The sequence below is a fragment of the Oceanicaulis sp. HTCC2633 genome (genome assembly GCF_000152745.1).
Lineage (GTDB): Bacteria > Pseudomonadota > Alphaproteobacteria > Caulobacterales > Maricaulaceae > Oceanicaulis.
On record NZ_CH672428.1, the window covers coordinates 1,478,777 to 1,496,045 of the forward strand.

General features: G+C 64.4%; 17 protein-coding genes and 1 tRNA gene. 6 read left to right on the top strand and 12 right to left on the bottom strand.

Features of this window, described 5'->3' with window-relative positions:
- Positions 1-19 precede the first annotated feature (19 nt).
- Entirely contained in the window at positions 20-1,792 is a 1,773-nt protein-coding gene (gene cydD, locus OA2633_RS07015) for a thiol reductant ABC exporter subunit CydD (protein WP_156776157.1), read from the top strand.
- Positions 1,789-3,516, top strand: coding sequence for a thiol reductant ABC exporter subunit CydC (gene cydC, locus OA2633_RS07020; RefSeq protein WP_009801815.1), 1,728 nt, complete (start codon positions 1,789-1,791; stop codon positions 3,514-3,516). The genes cydD and cydC overlap by 4 nt, the downstream gene beginning before the upstream one ends.
- A gap of 1 nt (position 3,517) precedes the next feature.
- Here the strand turns inward: cydC and OA2633_RS07025 are convergent, their stop codons facing one another.
- From OA2633_RS07025 to OA2633_RS07035, 3 genes are all read right to left on the bottom strand, one after another.
- Positions 3,518-3,979, bottom strand: coding sequence for a hypothetical protein (locus tag OA2633_RS07025; protein ID WP_009801816.1), 462 nt, complete (start codon positions 3,977-3,979; stop codon positions 3,518-3,520).
- A gap of 1 nt (position 3,980) precedes the next feature.
- A complete protein-coding gene (locus OA2633_RS07030) occupies positions 3,981-5,987 on the bottom strand; it encodes a hypothetical protein (RefSeq protein WP_162010981.1) in 2,007 nt (668 codons plus the stop codon).
- Positions 5,988-6,333: 346 nt separating this feature from the next.
- Positions 6,334-6,420, bottom strand: a tRNA-Leu gene (locus OA2633_RS07035).
- Between the two features lie 175 nt (positions 6,421-6,595).
- On the opposite strand from OA2633_RS07035, the gene OA2633_RS07040 reads away from it, so the two are divergent.
- The 3 genes from OA2633_RS07040 to OA2633_RS07050 are packed head-to-tail and all read left to right on the top strand — an operon-like array spanning position 6,596 to position 8,428.
- Positions 6,596-7,273 (top strand): exopolysaccharide biosynthesis protein, encoded by a 678-nt coding sequence (locus tag OA2633_RS07040; RefSeq protein WP_156776162.1) that lies wholly within the window; start codon positions 6,596-6,598, stop codon positions 7,271-7,273.
- 55 nt (positions 7,274-7,328) lie between these two features.
- Positions 7,329-7,862, top strand: coding sequence for a disulfide bond formation protein B (locus OA2633_RS07045; protein WP_162010982.1), 534 nt, complete (start codon positions 7,329-7,331; stop codon positions 7,860-7,862).
- Positions 7,862-8,428 (top strand): demethoxyubiquinone hydroxylase family protein, encoded by a 567-nt coding sequence (locus tag OA2633_RS07050; protein WP_009801820.1) that lies wholly within the window; start codon positions 7,862-7,864, stop codon positions 8,426-8,428. Before OA2633_RS07045 ends, OA2633_RS07050 begins: the two co-directional genes overlap by 1 nt.
- Here the strand turns inward: OA2633_RS07050 and OA2633_RS07055 are convergent.
- The 3 genes from OA2633_RS07055 to OA2633_RS07065 all read right to left on the bottom strand — a co-directional run bounded on the left by OA2633_RS07055 (position 8,425) and on the right by OA2633_RS07065 (position 10,749).
- Positions 8,425-9,261, bottom strand: coding sequence for an HAD family hydrolase (locus OA2633_RS07055; protein ID WP_009801821.1), 837 nt, complete (start codon positions 9,259-9,261; stop codon positions 8,425-8,427). The genes OA2633_RS07050 and OA2633_RS07055 overlap by 4 nt on opposite strands.
- 48 nt (positions 9,262-9,309) lie before the next feature.
- A complete protein-coding gene (locus OA2633_RS07060; RefSeq protein ID WP_009801822.1) occupies positions 9,310-9,876 on the bottom strand; it encodes an HNH endonuclease in 567 nt (188 codons plus the stop codon).
- Positions 9,877-10,086: 210 nt separating this feature from the next.
- Positions 10,087-10,749, bottom strand: coding sequence for an alpha/beta hydrolase (locus OA2633_RS07065; RefSeq protein WP_009801823.1), 663 nt, complete (start codon positions 10,747-10,749; stop codon positions 10,087-10,089).
- A gap of 101 nt (positions 10,750-10,850) precedes the next feature.
- Between OA2633_RS07065 and gluQRS the strand changes: the two genes are divergently transcribed.
- Positions 10,851-11,723 (top strand): tRNA glutamyl-Q(34) synthetase GluQRS, encoded by an 873-nt coding sequence (gene gluQRS / locus OA2633_RS07070; RefSeq protein ID WP_009801824.1) that lies wholly within the window; start codon positions 10,851-10,853, stop codon positions 11,721-11,723.
- Here gluQRS and OA2633_RS07075 read toward each other — a convergent pair.
- The 6 genes from OA2633_RS07075 to OA2633_RS07095 all read right to left on the bottom strand — a co-directional run bounded on the left by OA2633_RS07075 (position 11,720) and on the right by OA2633_RS07095 (position 17,268).
- Positions 11,720-12,967, bottom strand: coding sequence for an MFS transporter (locus tag OA2633_RS07075; RefSeq protein WP_009801825.1), 1,248 nt, complete (start codon positions 12,965-12,967; stop codon positions 11,720-11,722). The two genes, gluQRS and OA2633_RS07075, sit on opposite strands and share 4 nt — an antisense overlap.
- Positions 12,964-13,437, bottom strand: a complete 474-nt coding sequence (locus OA2633_RS07080; protein ID WP_009801826.1) for a hypothetical protein — start codon at positions 13,435-13,437, stop codon at positions 12,964-12,966. The genes OA2633_RS07075 and OA2633_RS07080 overlap by 4 nt, the downstream gene beginning before the upstream one ends.
- Positions 13,438-13,711: 274 nt before the next feature.
- On the bottom strand, positions 13,712-15,688 hold the full coding sequence (locus OA2633_RS07085) for an alpha/beta fold hydrolase (RefSeq protein ID WP_009801827.1): 1,977 nt from the start codon (positions 15,686-15,688) through the stop codon (positions 13,712-13,714).
- A gap of 82 nt (positions 15,689-15,770) precedes the next feature.
- On the bottom strand, positions 15,771-16,799 hold the full coding sequence (locus tag OA2633_RS07090; RefSeq protein WP_009801828.1) for a DUF481 domain-containing protein: 1,029 nt from the start codon (positions 16,797-16,799) through the stop codon (positions 15,771-15,773).
- A gap of 71 nt (positions 16,800-16,870) precedes the next feature.
- A complete protein-coding gene (locus tag OA2633_RS16075) occupies positions 16,871-17,029 on the bottom strand; it encodes a hypothetical protein (RefSeq protein ID WP_009801829.1) in 159 nt (52 codons plus the stop codon).
- 5 nt (positions 17,030-17,034) lie between these two features.
- Positions 17,035-17,268 carry a hypothetical protein gene (locus OA2633_RS07095; protein WP_009801830.1) on the bottom strand — a complete coding sequence of 78 codons (234 nt, stop codon included), beginning with the start codon at positions 17,266-17,268 and terminating at the stop codon, positions 17,035-17,037.
- Between the last annotated feature and the right edge of the window lies 1 nt (position 17,269).

A 17,269-nucleotide genomic window follows, 5' to 3' on the forward strand; every position in this document is an offset into this window, starting at 1 on the left:
GGCGTGTATGTCGGGGGTCATGAGTAACACTGATTTGTCCGCTGCGGACATCAAGGCCGCCCAGAAAGCCCGCAAGGCCCGGCTGGCCGCCTATCTGAAAGCCTGGGGGGCGCCGGCGTCCGGCCTGACACGACTGGGCGCCGCTTTCGGCGCCGCGCAGTACGCCGTCTTCATCGGGTTCGCCTGGGGCGCCGCGTGGGCGGTCAGCGCCCTCGTGAACGCTCAGCCTGTCTGGCCCGGACTGGGTCTGGCGCTGGTCTGCGCGGTCCTGCGCGCCGTTCTGCAGGCGGCCGAGACCCGCATGGGCGTTCTCGCCTCTCTCAAGGTTCGTAGCACGGTGCGCGCCCTGGCTGCACGCCGGCTGGTCGAGCGTGGTCCCTCCTATGTCGAGCGTGCGGATTCAGGTGCAACCGCCTCTTCCCTGATCGACGCCGTCGACAAGCTTGACGGTTTCTTCGGCCGCTATCGCCCGCTCATGGGCGTCGTCATGGCGGGCCCGCTCGTGATCATGGCGGCGGCCTTCTCGGCGAGCTATGTGGTGGGGTTGATCTTCCTGGTCACGGCGCCGCTGCTGATCGTCTTCATGGCGCTGGTCGGCGCCGGCGCCGCTGCGGCGTCCAAGGATCAGCTGACCACGCTGCAGCGGCTCGCAGGCCGGTTCAATGACCGGCTGCGCGCCCTGGAAACCCTCAATGCGTTCAACGCCGCCGGGCGTGAACGCGATGGCCTGGCCGACGCCTCCGACGATTTCCGCCGCCGCACCATGAAAGTGCTGGCGATGGCGTTCCTGTCCTCCGGTGTCCTGGAATTCTTCGCCGCTGTCTCCGTCGCCGGATCCGCCATCTATATCGGCTTTTCGCTGCTGGGCGAGTTGCCCTTCGATGCGGGCGAAACAATCACGCTTCAGACGGGCCTGTTCTGTCTGATCCTGGCTCCTGAATTCTACATGCCTCTGCGTCGCCTTTCAGCGGCCTATCATGATCGGGCGGATGCAGAAGCGGGGGCGGAGGCGCTCGCCCCCCTCTTTGACGGGCCGGAAGACTCCATGGCGGCGCTTGAGGCGCTGAACGCCGAGCGCGATCACATCCGCGACGCCGACCTGGCCGGCGAGAGCCCGGAAGCCCTGTTCCGCTCCCCGGGCTTCGAGACGGCGCCCGCGCTGACATTCCGGGAAGCAGGCTCGGTGTATGCGGATGGCAGGCGCGGCCTTGCCCCATTGAGTTTCGAGGCGCGTGCCGGACAGATCACCGCGCTGTGGGGACCTTCAGGCGTGGGCAAATCCACAGCCCTGAAAATGCTGCTGGGATATGCGCCCCTGACTGAGGGCGCGATCCTTGTGGATGGAGACGCGACCCGCACGCCCCTGATCGGCAAGGCCGCCTGGATTTCCCAGCGCCCACACGTGTTCTTCGGCGACCTCATCGAGAATATCAGCCTGTTTGACGAAAGTCTGCCTCTGGAGCGCATCACAGCGGCCGCAGAAACCGCCGGCGTCATGGATTTCGCCGCCAGCCTGCCAGACGGGCTGGAAACCCGAGTGGGGGAAAAGGGCTATGGCCTGTCGGGAGGGCAGGCGCAGCGCCTTGCTCTGGCGCGCGCCTGGGCGGTCGATATGAAGCTCGTTCTTCTGGATGAACCCACCGCCCATCTTGATGGCGAAGCCGAAGGGCGCTTCCTGGAGGCGCTCAAACGCATCAGCGCCGGACGCACCATTGTGATCGCCACGCACAGCCCCGCCGTTCGCGCCCTCGCGGACCAGGTGATCGAACTCCAGATGGAGGACGCGGCATGAGCGATCTGCGATTCTTCCTCGGTCTCGCCAGACCGGATCGCTGGTGGTTGCGCCTGGGCGCCGCTCTCGCCGCCCTGACCCTGCTCGCCGGCATCGGACTGTTGTCCCTGTCGGGCTGGTTCATCACGGCGTCCGCCGTCGCGGGACTGGCCGGCGCCGGTCGCGCCTTCAACTATCTGTTCGCTTCGGGCGGCGTGCGCGGCTTTGCGCTTGGGCGCACGGTCGGGCGCTATGCCGAACGCATGGTCACCCATGAAGCGACGTTCCGGATTCTGGCGCGCCTGCGGCTCTGGGTCTTCGATACGGTTGCTCCGCTGGCGCCGGCCCGGCTGGGACGCATGCGCGGCGGCGACCTCCTCTCGCGGGTCACACAGGATGTGGACGCGCTCGACAGTCTCTATCTGCGCTTTGTCACGCCGGTGACCGCTGCTGTGACCGGCGCCGTGTTCGCGAGCGTCATCCTGGCCTTTCTCACCCCTGCCGCCCTGCCCGGCGTGCTGGGGACCTTCCTGCTGGCGAGCGTCATCCTGCCATACTGGGCGGCCCGGACCGCACGCCAAGCCGGTCAGGACCTGACAGGCGAGGCCAGCACATTGCGCGCCGAGGCGGGCGACCTCGTCTCCGGCCTTGCGGAGCTCAAGGCCTATGGCGCAACACACCGCATTATCGGCCGGATCGAGACCGCCAATGCGGGTCTTGTCGACGCTCAGACCCGGTTATCGTCCGTCTCGATGATCAATGGCGCCATACTCGCCCTCGCCGCGCCCCTGAGTTTCGTGCTCGGCTTCGGACTCGCCGCCGCCTCCGGCGCCGCAGCCCCCGTTTCAGCCCTCGCCGGCTTCATCGCCTTCGCCCTCTTTGAAGCCGCTGCGCCCCTGGTTCAGGCCGCCGAGCTCTATGGCAAGACGACAGCCTCGGCGCGCCGCCTGAAGGCGCTCACGGAAATCACGCCGGCGGTCAGCGATCCTGCCCGCCCCGCCCCGCTGCCCGAGGGGTGGGACCTGTCCCTGAAAAACGTGACTTTCCGCTATCCCGAGACAGATACAGACATTCTCGACGGCATCGACCTGTCCCTGCCCGAAGGCGGACGACTGGCGCTGGTCGGCGCATCCGGCGCCGGCAAGTCGAGCGTGATCAAATTGCTGATGCGGTTCTACAGCGCGCAGGGGGGCGCTATCACCTTGGGCGGGGCAGCACTGGACGCTCTCGCCATCTCAGATGTTCGCAGCCGGTTCGCGCTGGTGGATCAGCGGGCCGAACTTCTCTCGACCACGCTGCGCGCCAATCTGCGCCTGGCCGATCCGGATGCCGAAGAGGACCGTCTGTGGGACGCGCTCGCACGCGCCGGAGCCGCCGATTTCGTCCGCCGTCTGCCCGAAGGCCTCAAGACCTGGACCGGGGAGCTGGGCGGGCTTGTCTCTGGCGGACAGGCGCGGCGGATCGCCCTGGCGCGCGCCTTCGTCAAGAACGCCCCGGTGCTCTTGCTCGACGAGCCGACAGAAGGGCTCGACGAGACGACCGAGGCGGACTTCCTGGATGCGCTGGACCTTTGGCTGGACGAGGACCCGCGTCGCAGCACCCTTATGGTCACGCATCGCGTCAGGCTTCTGGAACGCGCCCGGCAGATCGCGGTTCTTGAGAACGGGCGTATCGCGGCGGCCGGGCCGGCTGGCGATTTGCGCCAGTCCGACACAGCGCTGAAACGGCTGTTCCCGTCACTCTAGCCTATGGCGGAGGCGGGTTCGGCGGTTCGCGATCGGTATTGCCGAAGCCCGGATCCACGACAATGCGCTGACCGGTCTGTGAATTGCGCAGCACCACCTGGTAGCGATAGGTGAAAAAGCAATTGCACTTGTCGATCACGATCACGCTCTGGCGACCGTCATCCCCGAAGGCGACCTCGAAATCCTGGTCCGACGGCATGATGGCGATGCCGTCCCAGGTCCGGCCATCCAGTTCGAAGCGTTCGAACTCCCAGCCGCCGGTCATGATCACGAAAATCAGCTTGGTCGGAAAATTGATCGAGAAATTGCCTTCATTCTCACCAACATAGGCGGCAAACGTCTGGACGAGTTCATCCCCGACCTCGCGGACCGTCGGCTGAACATAAACCCCGATATGACGCACATCGAGACCGGGAAGTCCCAGCGCCTTGATGCGCTCGACCTGCTTGTCCACTCCGCTCATGTCAGCCCCCTTGATATGGCGCAGCCTGCGCCGTGTCCGCCTGATCAATCTCGTCCCAGAACTGCGTGAATCCCCGGCTCGCATAGCCGCGAGCCTCAAGTGCGCGCCGGACCTGCATAGCCTGCGCGATATCGCCAAGCCGCCAGTAAATGCGTGATTCCAGGTCAGCCGCAGCCAGACGCCGAGGCTCCGCGATCATGCCCAGCTGGTTGAGCGCCGAGCGATACATGGTTTCAGCCTCGCCCTGACGCCCCAGCGCCGAGAGCGCCTGTCCCCGGACATAATACGCGTTCGCCAGGGCGCTTCGCGCGATTTCCTTGCCGTTTGCGATGGATTTCTCCCCGGCGCTAATCGCCTGGGTCGCTTCCACAATGGCTGTCTCATACGAGCCCGCCCTCAGCGCCAGCTCGCCTGCAAGCGTCATCGCCCAGGTCCGGGTCAGATACAGGGTGTCATTCTCGCCGGATTCATTCGTGCGCGCCGCCAGACGTCTCGCTTCGCCAATCAGCAATTGGGCGCGCACCATCTCACCCCGGCTCATCGCGAGCCGGGCCCGCTGGTAGATCAGCTGGACATAGATGCGACCATAGGAATCGTTCTCCGGCGATTGCGTAAAGAGGGCGTTGACGGTGTCGAGCGCCTCGTCCAGCAATTCCGCGCTGCGCTCGTCCTCACCCAGCTCTGTCGCGATGCCGGCGATTTCACCCTGGGTATGCGCCACGTTCAGCAGCAGGCGCGACACGCCCGGAGACTGTTCCAAGTCCTGGCGATAGAGCGACAGCTCGCGTTCGCGGGTCGCAAGCGCGTCTCGCAGCGCCCCGGCGTCACGCTGGGCGTCGGCCAGCCAGCCCAGCGTATTGCCAAGGTCTGACAGACCAATGACATGCGCCTCGATCAATCCGTTTTCAAAGATGTCCACCGCTTCTTCAAACAGCGCGGTCGCGGACACCGGGTTGCCGGTATCAAGATCGATGACGCCCAGATTGAGCGCGGCGTAACCGCGCTCGGCCTGATAGCTGGGATTGTCAGGCTCGCGCGCGACCAGGGTCTCGGCCAGCTCGGCATAGATATCCATATAGTCGCCGGCGGTTGCTATATCCCCGCTGCGATAGGCCTGGTTACCGACCCAGTAGGCCGATTGCGCGTGATCGTAGACACGTTGAAGATTGTTCGGCGCGCGGTTCAGCAGGGCCTCGGTCATCTCGAAAGCCGCCAGAAACGCCTCGCGGGCCTCTTCAGGCTGACCATGCACGTCGCGCGCTTCACCAATGAGATTGAACAGGCGCGCGCGGCGACCCAGCTCGTCATCCGAAAGCCCGGCGACGGACGTCTCCAGATATGTGCGCGTCAACTCGTCAGCCAGTCGGATCAGGGTTTCCTGACTCGCCGCACGCGGCAGGTTCTCGGTGATGTCGGTCAGAAGGCGGCTGGTGAAAGCCTGCGCCTGCGCGGCTTCGTCCTGATAGGCGCTGATCTGGTCGGCCTGCCAGACCGTGACGCCCAGCAACAGGGCGCAGGCGGTTGCAAGCCCGGTCGCCAGAGGCCGATGCGCCACGCTGCTCGCCACGGTGCGCGCCAGCGTGATGCCGGCGTCAGAACTGCATTCATGCGCGATCTCGTCGGCAATGATCTCGACACTGGTCTCGTCATTGTAGAGCGCCCCGATCACCGGGGGCCTGGGCAGCGTCCAGAACGATCCATTACTGCGCCGCTCGGCCCGCAAGGCCATGGGCAAAACGGGCCTTTCGGTCTCCACACCGACAATGTGGATGTGGCGCATCCCGTGGGACCATGTGAAATCTTCCAGAAAATTGTTGAGCGTCTGGCACTTGAGAGCCGCCGGAGAGGACAGGACGAAAAGCCGCGCCTTCTTCTCGGCCACGCCCACTTCCGCGGACAGAACAGCGCGCACGCCGCGATCCAGCAAAGCCTGTTTCAAACGCTCGGCGCGCGCCTCATCGGCGCTGGCTGCGGCGATGATCACCAGAGGCTGTTTTCTGGAGCTCAATGATTCAGTTCCTGAAATGACGAAATGACCCCATGGCTTTGTATAGCGTCTTGAATGACATGGCTGCATCAGGATTAATGCAGCGTAGACCATCTTGCTCCTGTCAGCTCCAAAAATCTCTCTCAAGAGGCGAAAAGCCGCGGACGAAGCATTGCGGAAAAGCTTTGCACAAGCTGTTGAATTAGTTCAATTAATATAATTATCAGAAGATTGTTCAATTTCTTGAAGCGCTTGAGCTCACACAAGAAGCGCAGCGCCAACTCGCCAGAACACTCACATTTTTTCTTGTGGAAAGGTCGCGATTCTCCGGGCTCCGGCCCGCGGGGACAGGCTTGGCCGGCCGGACTGGTACGGGCGGTCGGACTCGAACCGACAAGGGCTTGCGCCCGGGGGATTTTGAGTCCCCTGCGTCTACCAATTCCGCCACGCCCGCACGCATGTCGACGCAAGCGGTCTGTATGCCTTGAAATCCTCACCTGGTCGAGCCCGGTTGTTCAGTTCCCGCTCCGGTTTGGGCTGTTTGCGAATCACGCGGCGCTCTCACATGGACGGCTCGCCCCCATCGCACTAGAAGTGAAGCGGTTTCAGCCTGACATAAGGTGATGTTGATGGCGCAGATAGAGCCTGACGAATCCCGGTCCGATCACCCCGAGCCCGGTGAAGATCTGGGGCTGACCGACGCGCTTGCCCGCATCGCCGAGACAGCGCCCGAGGACGGACTGACCCTGGGACAGTTCAGCGACGCCCTGGGCGAGCGCGTATTCGGCGCCTTGCTCTTTGCGCTCGCCATTCCGGTATGCATGCCCTTCCTTTATGGCGTGCCCCAGATTGTCGCCCTGCCGATGATGGCGATCGCCGCGCAAATGGCGGCGGGACGCGCCCATCCGTGGATGCCGAAAGGGTTTCGCGATCGCCCGCTGGACAAGCCCAGCCTTGTCCGCATCGCCCGCTGGTCCAAGAAATGGTTCGGCTGGCTGGAAGCTCTGGCGCGACCGCGTTTCAGCGCCCTCTCCGGCCCCACAGCGGAACGGGTGGTCGGCGCAGTCTTCGTTCTGTTCTGCACCTCGATCCTGATCCCCCTGCCCACCACCAACACTGCGCCCGGCATCGGCATCGCCATCGCCTCGATCGGCCTGATCACCCGGGACGGACTTCTGGTGCTCGCTGGTCTCATTCTCGGGATTTTCTGGATCAGCCTGCTCATCATCGGCTTCACGTTCTTTGGAGCGGCGTTTATCGACCTGCTCAAAGAGTTCATTCTGGGCCTGATCGGTGCTGGCGGCTGAGGCTGCGACGCCCTGTCCCTCGCTCTTCTCGCCACGCTGACCTAGGTTCATGACCATGCCCGTACTTCCCCCCCTTCTGGACCGATGGACCCGTCCCGACACCTGGCCGCTCATCGGAGCCCTCGTGTCCGCCAGCCTGTTGCTGGGCGCGTTCGGATTTGAAGTGATCGGGCGCTATGCGCCTTGCCCGCTATGCATCGAGCAACGCTGGGCGCACGCCTATCTGCTGTTCGCCGGACTGGTCCTGTTCATAGGCCTCAACGTCCTCAGGCCCATGAACGCCCTTGCTGCACGGGCGGCCACGCTGGTTATCGCCGCCCTGGCCGGGTTCAGCGCCTGGCGCGCAGGTTACCATGCGGGCGGCGAATACGGATTCTGGCGGCTTGACTGTCTGGCCGCGGACACCAGTTCCGTCAGCGTCGAGGATCTACTTTCCTCGCTGAGCACCGCGACCAATGTGGTGCTGTGCGATGAACCGGCCTGGACCCTTCTGGGCGTGTCCATGGCGGGGTACAACGCTCTCATCAGCGGCCTTCTGATGCTGGTCTCGATCCTCATCGTGTTCCGCGAACCCTATCGGAGCGAGTAATGGCGCAACGCAAGACCATCCGTCGTCCGGGCCGCAAGGCCGACGCCTCGCGCATCGAATCCATGGTGCGTGTGGACCATGCCGGCGAGTACGCCGCCGTGGCGATCTACCAGGGCCAGCGCGCCGTCTTCAAGGGGCGTCCGGAGAAGGCCAGAATCGCCAGCCAGCTGGTGCATATGGAAGCGGACGAGCAGCACCATCTGCAGGCCTTTGACGACCATATCCGCGACGGCAAGGCGCGCCCGACCCTGCTCTCGCCCATCGCCAATCTGGCAGGCTTTGCACTCGGCGCCGGCACCGCGCTTCTGGGCGAGAAAGCCGCCCACGCCTGCACCGAAGCGGTCGAAGCGGTGATCGAGGGCCATTACGATGATCAGGTGCAGGAGCTGCGTTGGGCGGGACGCGATGCGCTGGCCGATCAGTTCGCCCAGTTCCGGGACGAGGAAACCGCGCACAAGGATCTCGCGGTAGAGGAAGGCGCCAAGAGCGCGGCCGGGTATCCCGCCCTTTCGGCGCTCATCTCCACGGGCTGTCTCACCGCCATCGCCCTGTGTACGCGGATCTAGCGCTCGAGCGCCTTGAGCCGCTCCACCGCCGCCATCTTGTCGATGGCCGCCTTCACATAGACATCAAGCGCTGCGCCATCTGAATAGTCCGCGTCGGCGGTGAAGTGTACGCGGCGGTCGGCCTTGAGCTTGGCGGTCTTTTCCGCGCCCTTGGCGTCACCCGCGGGATGAACCGCGATGGACACCCCGCCCTGCTCCTTGACCGTGCGCATGCAGGGCACATCGGTGTCGCCGTCACCCACATAGATCATGTTCCGGAAGGGCACCGGGCGGTCATCCTCGGGCACATAGGCGTTGACCTCGGCATGGTCGGAGAGGTCCAGCGCGCCCTTGTTGATGCGGAACAGGAACTGGGTCTTGTTGGTGTAGTTCACAGCCGACGCCGCCCAGACCGGCACGTCATCGGCATTGTACTTGAATTCGCTGGCGAAGATCGCGTCGAACTCCTTGCCCACCGCGCTCGCCGCGATCATCTCCTTGAGCCCGGACGAGATGATGTAGTGCTGCACCCTGACGCCACGCGCTTCGCCGTAATCGCGCAGGCGCTGGAACCAGCCTTCGGCGACACCGGGAAAGAAGCTGACGGACTGGCCGTGACGTTCGATATCCTCGCGGCGGAAGCGCACATCCTCACGCTGGGCGGCTTTCACCATCTCGTGCATGTAGATGAGGATATTGTCCGCACCGAGACGGGCCGCCTCGCCATTCACCCGTCCCCAGAACGCGCCGATCTCCTCACCGATCTCGGGTATGAAGGAATGCTCTTGCATGGAGCCGGGGCTCAGCGTGCCGTCAAAATCATAGGCGATGGCGATGGTGGGCGCGTGTGTCATGGATCGCGATGAAGCCTGTTTCGGATCGGCGTGCAAGCAGGCCTTTCCCTAGGCCTCCAGCTCCACATCCCAGTAGAGATAATCGAGCCAGCTTTCGTGCAGGTATTTGGGCGGAAAGCGCCGCCCCTGGGACTGCAGCTGATGCTGGCTGGGACGATCCGCATCGCGCAGCAGCGGCATCTTGGCCTCACGCGGCGTACGCCCGCCCTTCTTAAGGTTACACGGCGCACAGGCGGCGACGATATTGTCCCAGGTGGTCCGGCCGCCATAGGCGCGCGGCACCACATGATCAAAGGTCAGCTGGTCGAGCTTATCCGTGCCGCAATACTGGCAGCGGAAACCGTCGCGCAGAAAGACGTTGAAGCGCGTGAAGGCCGGCGGACGATCCTGGCTGACATAGTCGCGCAGGGCGACGACCGAGGGCGCGCGGATCGAGCGCGACGGGCTACGGATCTCGGTGTTGTATTCGGAGACAATGTCCACACGCTCAAGGAAGGCCGCCTTGATGGCTTCCTGCCAGGGCCAGGTGGACAGGGGGTAATAGGACAGCGGTTGATAGTCCGCGTTCAGGACAAGGCATCTCAGGTCATCAGGCGCAGCCTTAAAGACCCGCATGACCGCCCCCGCACCTCAGCGCCGGGCGGCGCGTTTGAAGGAGGATGGCCCCCTGATATGCAAGCGTCGTCTTGAAGACGCGCCTCCCTCTTAGCCATCGGGCTGATCCATCCAGCGAATCAACAACCCGGTCCTTGAGACAGGCGCACAATACGCCTGTTCGCATGACATGGCTATGACACAGGCTCGACGCTTGTTTGACAGTCGCGCCTAGCCGCGCAGACGCCCTGATAGCGCCGCCTCGATGAACTGCTGACCGAGCTCCAGCCCGTCCGGACCGATGGAGTGGGGAATGCCGCGCGAGATGTGGAACTGCGCGCCATGGCCGGCTTCGGCGAGCCCCTGGGCCGCCATGAAGGTCATGCCCACAGGCAGCACGTCATCACTGTCGCCATGGATCAGCATGATGGGCGGCTTGGCGGTCATTTCAGACTTCAGCCGCTCGGGCCCCGGCAGCGCGCCGGAATAGCCGATGACGCCCGCCGGCGCGACCTCGCGCCGGAGCGCGGTGTGCAGCGCCATCATCGTGCCTTGCGAGAAGCCGATCAGGACGAGGTTTTCCGGGGCGACCTCCCAACGGCGCAATTCGGACGCGACGAATTGTTCCGCCGTCGCGTGGGCCGATCGCACCCCCTGTTCCATGGCGACCGGATCCAGGCGGGAGATCGGGAACCATTGATAGCCGCCCGGCGCGCCGGGCACGGATTCGGGCGCATCGGGCGACGCCCAGGCCACGTCGGGAAAATGCGGCGCCCAGTGCTGGGCGAGACCTGCGAGATCCGCGCCATTGGAGCCATAGCCATGAAACAGGATGACCAGCTTTTTCGCCTGCCCGGATTTGGGTGCGATGCGCGGACCGTCGATCAGGATCATGGGTGTGCCCTTCCATTGTGTGCGCGGCGATCATAGAGCGCTGACCGGACAGGAAAACCCCAAGTCTCGCACTCGCTTCAGCGCGATGATATGCAAGCGCCATGAGCGCCTTCAGAACCCGTTTCGCCCCCTCGCCCACGGGCTATCTGCATCTGGGGCACGCCTTCTCGGCCCTGACCGCGTTTGACGCGGCGCGGGAGGCGGACGGCGCGTGCTTGCTGCGGATCGAGGATATCGACACGAACCGCTGCAAGCCCGACTTCGAAGCCGCGGCGCTGGAGGATCTGGACTGGCTGGGCTGCAACTGGCCTGAACCGGTCCGTCGCCAGAGCGAGCATTTCCCCGAGTATCATGCAGCGCTTGAAACCCTCGCTGCGCGAGGCCTCGTCTATCGGTGTTTCAAGACCCGGCGGGAGATTGCCGAGGACATCGCCCGCGCGCCGCACCATCCCGGCGAAGGGCCCGAAGGCGTGATCTATCCCGGCCCGCCAGAGCCGATGAGCGCGGACGAGGAGGCCGAACGGCTGGAACGAGGCGAGGCGTTTTCATGGCGGCTCTCCATCAATGCGTGCCGCGATCATCTCGGCGCCGCCTTTGACCGTCTGTGCTTTGTCGAAACCGGCGAAGGCCCCGAAGGCGAGACCGGCGAGGTGCGGGCGCGTCCCGAAACGCTGGGAGACGTGATCCTGGGCCGCAAGGATGTGGGCACGAGCTATCACCTCGCCTGCACCCATGATGATGCGCTGCAGGGCGTCACCCATGTGATCCGGGGCGTGGACCTGTATTTCGCCACCCATCTGCATCGGCTGTTGCAGGAGCTGATGGGCTGGCCGGTCCCGATCTATCGCCATCACCGGCTGATGCTGGATGAAAGCGGCAAGCGCTTCGCCAAGCGCGACCGCTCGCTCTCCCTGCGCGCCCTGCGGGAGGCGGGCGAGACGCCCGAAACCCTGCGCGAACGGGTCGGGCTCTAGGCGCTCGTCTGGCGCTTTCTCATCACGAACAGGGCGAGCGCGATGACGTTGAACACCGCCGCCATCACGAAGGGCGCGCCCGGAAACACAACGCCGCCCACGCCGTTCTGGAAGGCGAAGAAAAGCTGTGTGTAGATGAGCGGGCTGAGGATCAGCACGATGGCGCCCAGCCCGGACAGGCCGCCCTGCAGTTCGCCCTGGGCGTCCGGCGGGGTCCGCTCGGTCATCACCTTCTGAAGCGCCGGCCCCTCCATCCCCGTGAACAGGGCCGGCAGAAGCCACAGATAGAGCACCAGGGTCGTCGGCGCTGTCGCCAGACCAATCAGCGCCACGGCTTCAAGCGCAAAAGCGATCCAGATAACGCGCCGCTCGCCAATGCGCGGCATCAGGAAAGGGGTCACAACCGCCTGGCAGATCACGAACAGAACGCCATAGGCGGCGAGCGAAATGCCGATCTCGCCTTCGGTCCAGCCAAACTTGGCGATAGCGATATAGGACCAGACCGCCGGATATACGAAACCGGCCAGCTGGGACAGGAAATAGACCCAGACCAGCACGCCCAGCCCCTCGGCCCGGCGCAGGCGCAACAGGGTGGCGATGGAATTGGACCGCTTCCAGGAAAAGGGTCGGCGGTGCTCGGGCTTGAGGGATTCAGGCACCACGAACCAGCCATAAAGCGCATTCACGCCCGCAAGCGCAGCGGCGGCGAAGAAGGGCGCGCGTGGGGTCAATTCGCCCAGAAGCCCGCCCAGCGCCGGCCCCAGGACGAACCCCGCCCCCATCGCTGCGCCCAGAAGGCCAAAACGTCGGGCGCGTTCTTCGGGCGTGGAAATGTCGGCGATATAGGCGTTGGCGGTAGAGTGCGTGGCGGCGAAAACGCCTGAGAGCAAGCGCGCGATGAAGAACACGACCAGCGCGTGGGCGAGCCCCATCAGCAGGAAGTCCACCATCAGGGCGGTCAGTGACAATAATAGCACCGGGCGGCACCCGAACCGGTCCGACAGCCCGCCGATGATGGGCGAGAAGACGAACTGCATCAGCGCGAACACGAAGGTGGCGATGCCGCCCCAGCGCGCCGCCTCCCCGACCCCGCCGCCCGTGAGCTCCATCAGGAGGCTGGGCAGGACCGGAATGATGAGCGCAAAGCCCAGAGCATCGATCGCCACCGTGCCCGTGATGAAGACGGTGGCGGCGGCGCGGGGGGCGGGCTTCACGGCGGCTGGATCGGGCGAGTTCTGGATCATGCCTGTCTATGCGCAGACCCGAGAACAACCAGCAAGCCCGGATCTGGGGCGCGTCTTATTGCGTCCGCGTCACATAAGCATAGCGCTGCGCTCTCGATCTCGACCTGGCTTAGGAAACCGTCCATGACGCAGCGCGCCAGCACGCCTTCCCCGACAGGGATGTCCGGCCAGGGATCGCACCGGGTCTGACGGTCCCCGAGATCGCCGCCGCGCTCAAAGGTCAGCGTGATCGCGCTGCCTTCACGCTCCCAAGTCACTGGCGCGCTATTGCGGCCGCCGTTCTCGCCCAGCTGTCCGGCGCCCGACATGGCGCCCGCTTCAGCCGGCTCGAAGACCAGCGGCAGATCATCAAGATCGACACTAACCGTGTAGCTTTTCCCCGCCGGGGTGAGCACGTCATCCTGCCCCACGGCCGGGCTGGCCAGACACGTTGCAACCGCCGCTGTAACGGCAAGGGTCATGCGCTTCATCAGGTCTCTCCCGCTGTGTGTGAAGAGAGTCTGATCCCATGAGGTTAAGATATCGACCTGTCTCTTCTCGCCCCTGGGAGCTCACCGTGTAAAAGCCCCTCGTCGAGATGGGCGCATCTCCTCCGCCAGGGCCGAGGCGACCTGTTCCGCAATCCAGTCGGAAGAACGCGACACATCCGAGCGCTCTGCGCCGCTGCAACCGCCCGCCATCACGACATGCGTTGTCAGCATGACCAGAAGTTTTGCGGTCGTGGCCCTTACCCGGGGCCAATGGCTACTGGTCGGTTTCCAGCCCCAGAACCTCTTCCAGGAACTCGGCCTGACGACGGTAATAGAAGAGCTGGTTGGACAGCTTGCGCCAGCCATGGCCCTCATCCGGGATCCGGATGAAGTCCGCCCGGACGCCGTTCTCGCGCAGGGTGCGCACCATCACTTCGGTCTCTGCAATATCAATGCGCGGATCCATGACGCCATGCGAGTAGAGCACGGGCACATTGATCTGGTCCGCCTGACGAATGGGCGAATTCTCGGTGTAGTAATCGCGCCAGCGCTGCTCGGTGATGTCGCCGTACTCGATGCGATCAGACGCCTTGAGCGCGGGCGAGGCGATATCGAGCGCCGTCACCCAGTCCGCCACGCCATAAAGGGACGCGCCCGCCTTGAAATGCCCCGGGAAGTTCGCCAGCACGGCGTTCACGGCATAGCCGCCATAGGACCCGCCGACCACAGCGGCGCGATCCGCATCCACTCGGCCGTCCTCGCCCAGCCAGTTGAGCATGTCCACCAGATCGGCGATGGATTCCAGGCGGTTCTCCTGGTCATCGAGCGTCACATAGGTATGCCCGAAACCGGTCGAGCCGCGCACATTGGGTTCAAACACCGCCATGCCCCGATCCACGTGATACTGGACGATGGCGTCAAAGGTCGGACGCGACTGGGAGGTCGGCCCGCCATGGACAAAGAACACCACCGGCGGCAGGCGGTCATCGGTGCGGGAGCTGTCATCAGGCAAATAGAGAAGCCCTTGCAGCTCCACCCCGTCACGCGCGGTGATCCGCACATCCTCGGGCCGCACGAGACGCTCTGCATCCAGCCCCGCCATGGAGGCGGAGAAGGTGTCGAACACCTCGCCGGTCTGCATGTCCCAGAGCTGGAAGCCGCCCGGCGTGCGCCAACCGTTCACATTGATCAGAACGCGGCTGGAATGATCCGTGCAGCTGATCCCGTAGACGCCTTCGGCCAGCGCCGGCGTGGGTAGCGTTTCTCCCGTCGACAGATCCCGGGCGTGAAGCCGGGAATAGCCGCCCTCATTCACGCTCCAGACCAGATAACGATCGTTCTCCCCGCACAGATCGACGCTCTCGATGTCATGCGGCGCGCTTTCCACCAGGCTGAAGCTGTTGGTGAAGACATCATATCTCATGAGAGCGCTGTATTCGCGCCCGCGATTTGAGACGAGATAGAAGCCTGAGGAATCGTCCTGCCACGCAATGGAACCTTGCGCGGCGCGGCGCTCGGGCGCGGAAATCGGGGTGAAGGCCCCGGTCTCCAGACTCAGAAGCCCCAGATCATCGGAATCCTCGCCCCGGGACTGGCTGACGGTCACGAAGCGCCCGTCAGGCGAGATCGCGCCGGGATAGTTGGCGTACGACCCCTCATAGACCATGGACCGTTCGCCGGTTTCGAGATCCGCCGTGTAGATGTCGAAATCGAGATTATTGCGGGCGGTCGAGGCGAAAACGATGGTCTGGCCGTCCGCGCCGAAATCCCCGAACACCCGGAAGGCGCCGTCTTCCGCGGGGAAGACCTGGTCCTCGTGCAATCCGACAGCAGAGATGCGGTAATAGGCTTCCTGCTCATTCCCGTCATTGTCCGCGCCGTAGATCAGGCTGTCGCCATCCGGCGTCCAACGGAAGAAGGTGATGCCATTGCCATAGGTCAGACGCGTGGGCTGCCCGCCCTCGGCGTCCATGATCCACAATTGCGGCTCTCCCGTGATCGACCAGCGGAACGCGGCCCTGGAGCCGTCAGGCGAGAGCTGCGCTCCGCCGGCGGCGCCGTTGGCGGCCAGCAGATAACGGGCGATGTCGGCGGGGTCTTCGCCCGCCAGGCCAATGCTGACCGCTTCATCGCTCGGTGAAATCGCGTCGAGGCTCTCGTCATAACCGGACTGACCGCCGGCGGTCTGGGCGAACGCCGAAGCGCCCATGAGCGTGGATCCTGCCAGCAGGATGGAAAGCAGCCGTGTCATGTGCGTCCCCTGGTGTCTTTGCACGTTTCGCAAAGATTAAGGGCAAACGCGGACCAGTGATAGTTGTCTCGTATAACAGTGCTCAGAAGCCGTAGAGCAAAGACACGTCGAGACGGGTGTCGGTGGGTTCGAAACCCGGTTCTGTCTCGAACTCGTGTTCGATGTGCAGACCGGTCTGGACCGCCCAGTGCCCGAACAGGCGATTGGTCAGCGTAAAGCGCTGATCCACCCGGGACCCGCCGCCGCCATAGACCGTCGTCTTGGATTCAAACCGGCTGGTGTCGTTGATCTGGAAACTGAAATCAGACGCCGCCTCCGCCACCCAGTCATCCAGCATCTGCCCGCTGCCGGCGCGTTCGCGCCAACGATGGCCGACACCGGCGCGCAGTTCCAGATCCATGCGCTCGCGATCAATCGCATGCCAGACCCCGCCCGCTGTTGCGAAGGCGGACTGCTCATAGGCGCCCACGAGATCGCGTTCATAGGAGCCGCCCGCGTAGTAGCCGAAGCCTGAGTCCAGTTCGCGAGACAGGCGGCTTTCGACCAGCCAGTTGTCCCGGCTCGTGCGGTCTCCGTTCTCGGTGAGGAAATACTCGAACTGATTGTCGACCCGCCAGCCGCGGGGCAGCTCCCGGTCCAGCTCGAACGCAAACGAGAAGTCCACAAGGTCGGTATTGCCATCCTCGACCTGAACCCCCGCGCGGATCTGCCCGGACCATTTCTCGCCCTGCAAGGCGCGGATCGGCGCGGCGAGCCAGCCGCCCGACCCGTCTGGCGCTTCGGCGAGATCCACGGGCGCGGCGCCGATGGAACGGTGTTCAGGCACAGATTCGGGGGCAGCGGCAGGCTCTGGCTGGGGCTCTGGCAGGGGCCAGTCACTAAGGGCGCCCGCGCGGTCAGGCAGATGCGCGATCACATCCGCATGCACCGCCGCCCGGCCGCCATCAACCAGTACCGCAACCATGTCCGCCGTTTCCGCGAAGCGGTCATCATCGATCCCGCGCCGGTCGGCCTCGGCCAGAAGATTGCGATATTCGGGGGGTATGTCAGCGAAGGCCGGAGGCGAGAACACGGCCAGACTGAGGGCCAGAGCGCAGCTGCGAAAGGTCATAAGTCATCCTGATCACGGCGAGTGATTTACCGTGTTTGTGAGCTAGACGCCTTTAGATTTCGTTCAACCGTTCATTCGATCCGCCCGAACCAGCCATCGGGCTCTTCTCCGGTCCACCAGCAAGGCAATTGATCGTAATAATCACCAACCTCAAGTGCAGGCCAGCGCTCACAGCGCGCGCTGTCCGTCCCCGGCGCCAGAAGCGGCAGGTCTTCGCCCGTGATTGTCATCGCGCTTAAGACTCCATCACCCATTGGCCATCCTCCCCCTGCGAGAAAGGCGGGTGCAAGCCGTTGAAGCTGACGCTCAGCGAGCCATCCGGGTCAAAACTCACCCGATAGCCTTCATCCCCGCCCGGAGAGCCCATCTGATAGACCTGACCCGCCGGGGAGGGCGCGTCCTCGGCCATGGCGATGGAAGACGCGACCATCACCAGGGCGGGCGCAAGACTCAACAGGGCGAGCTTCATG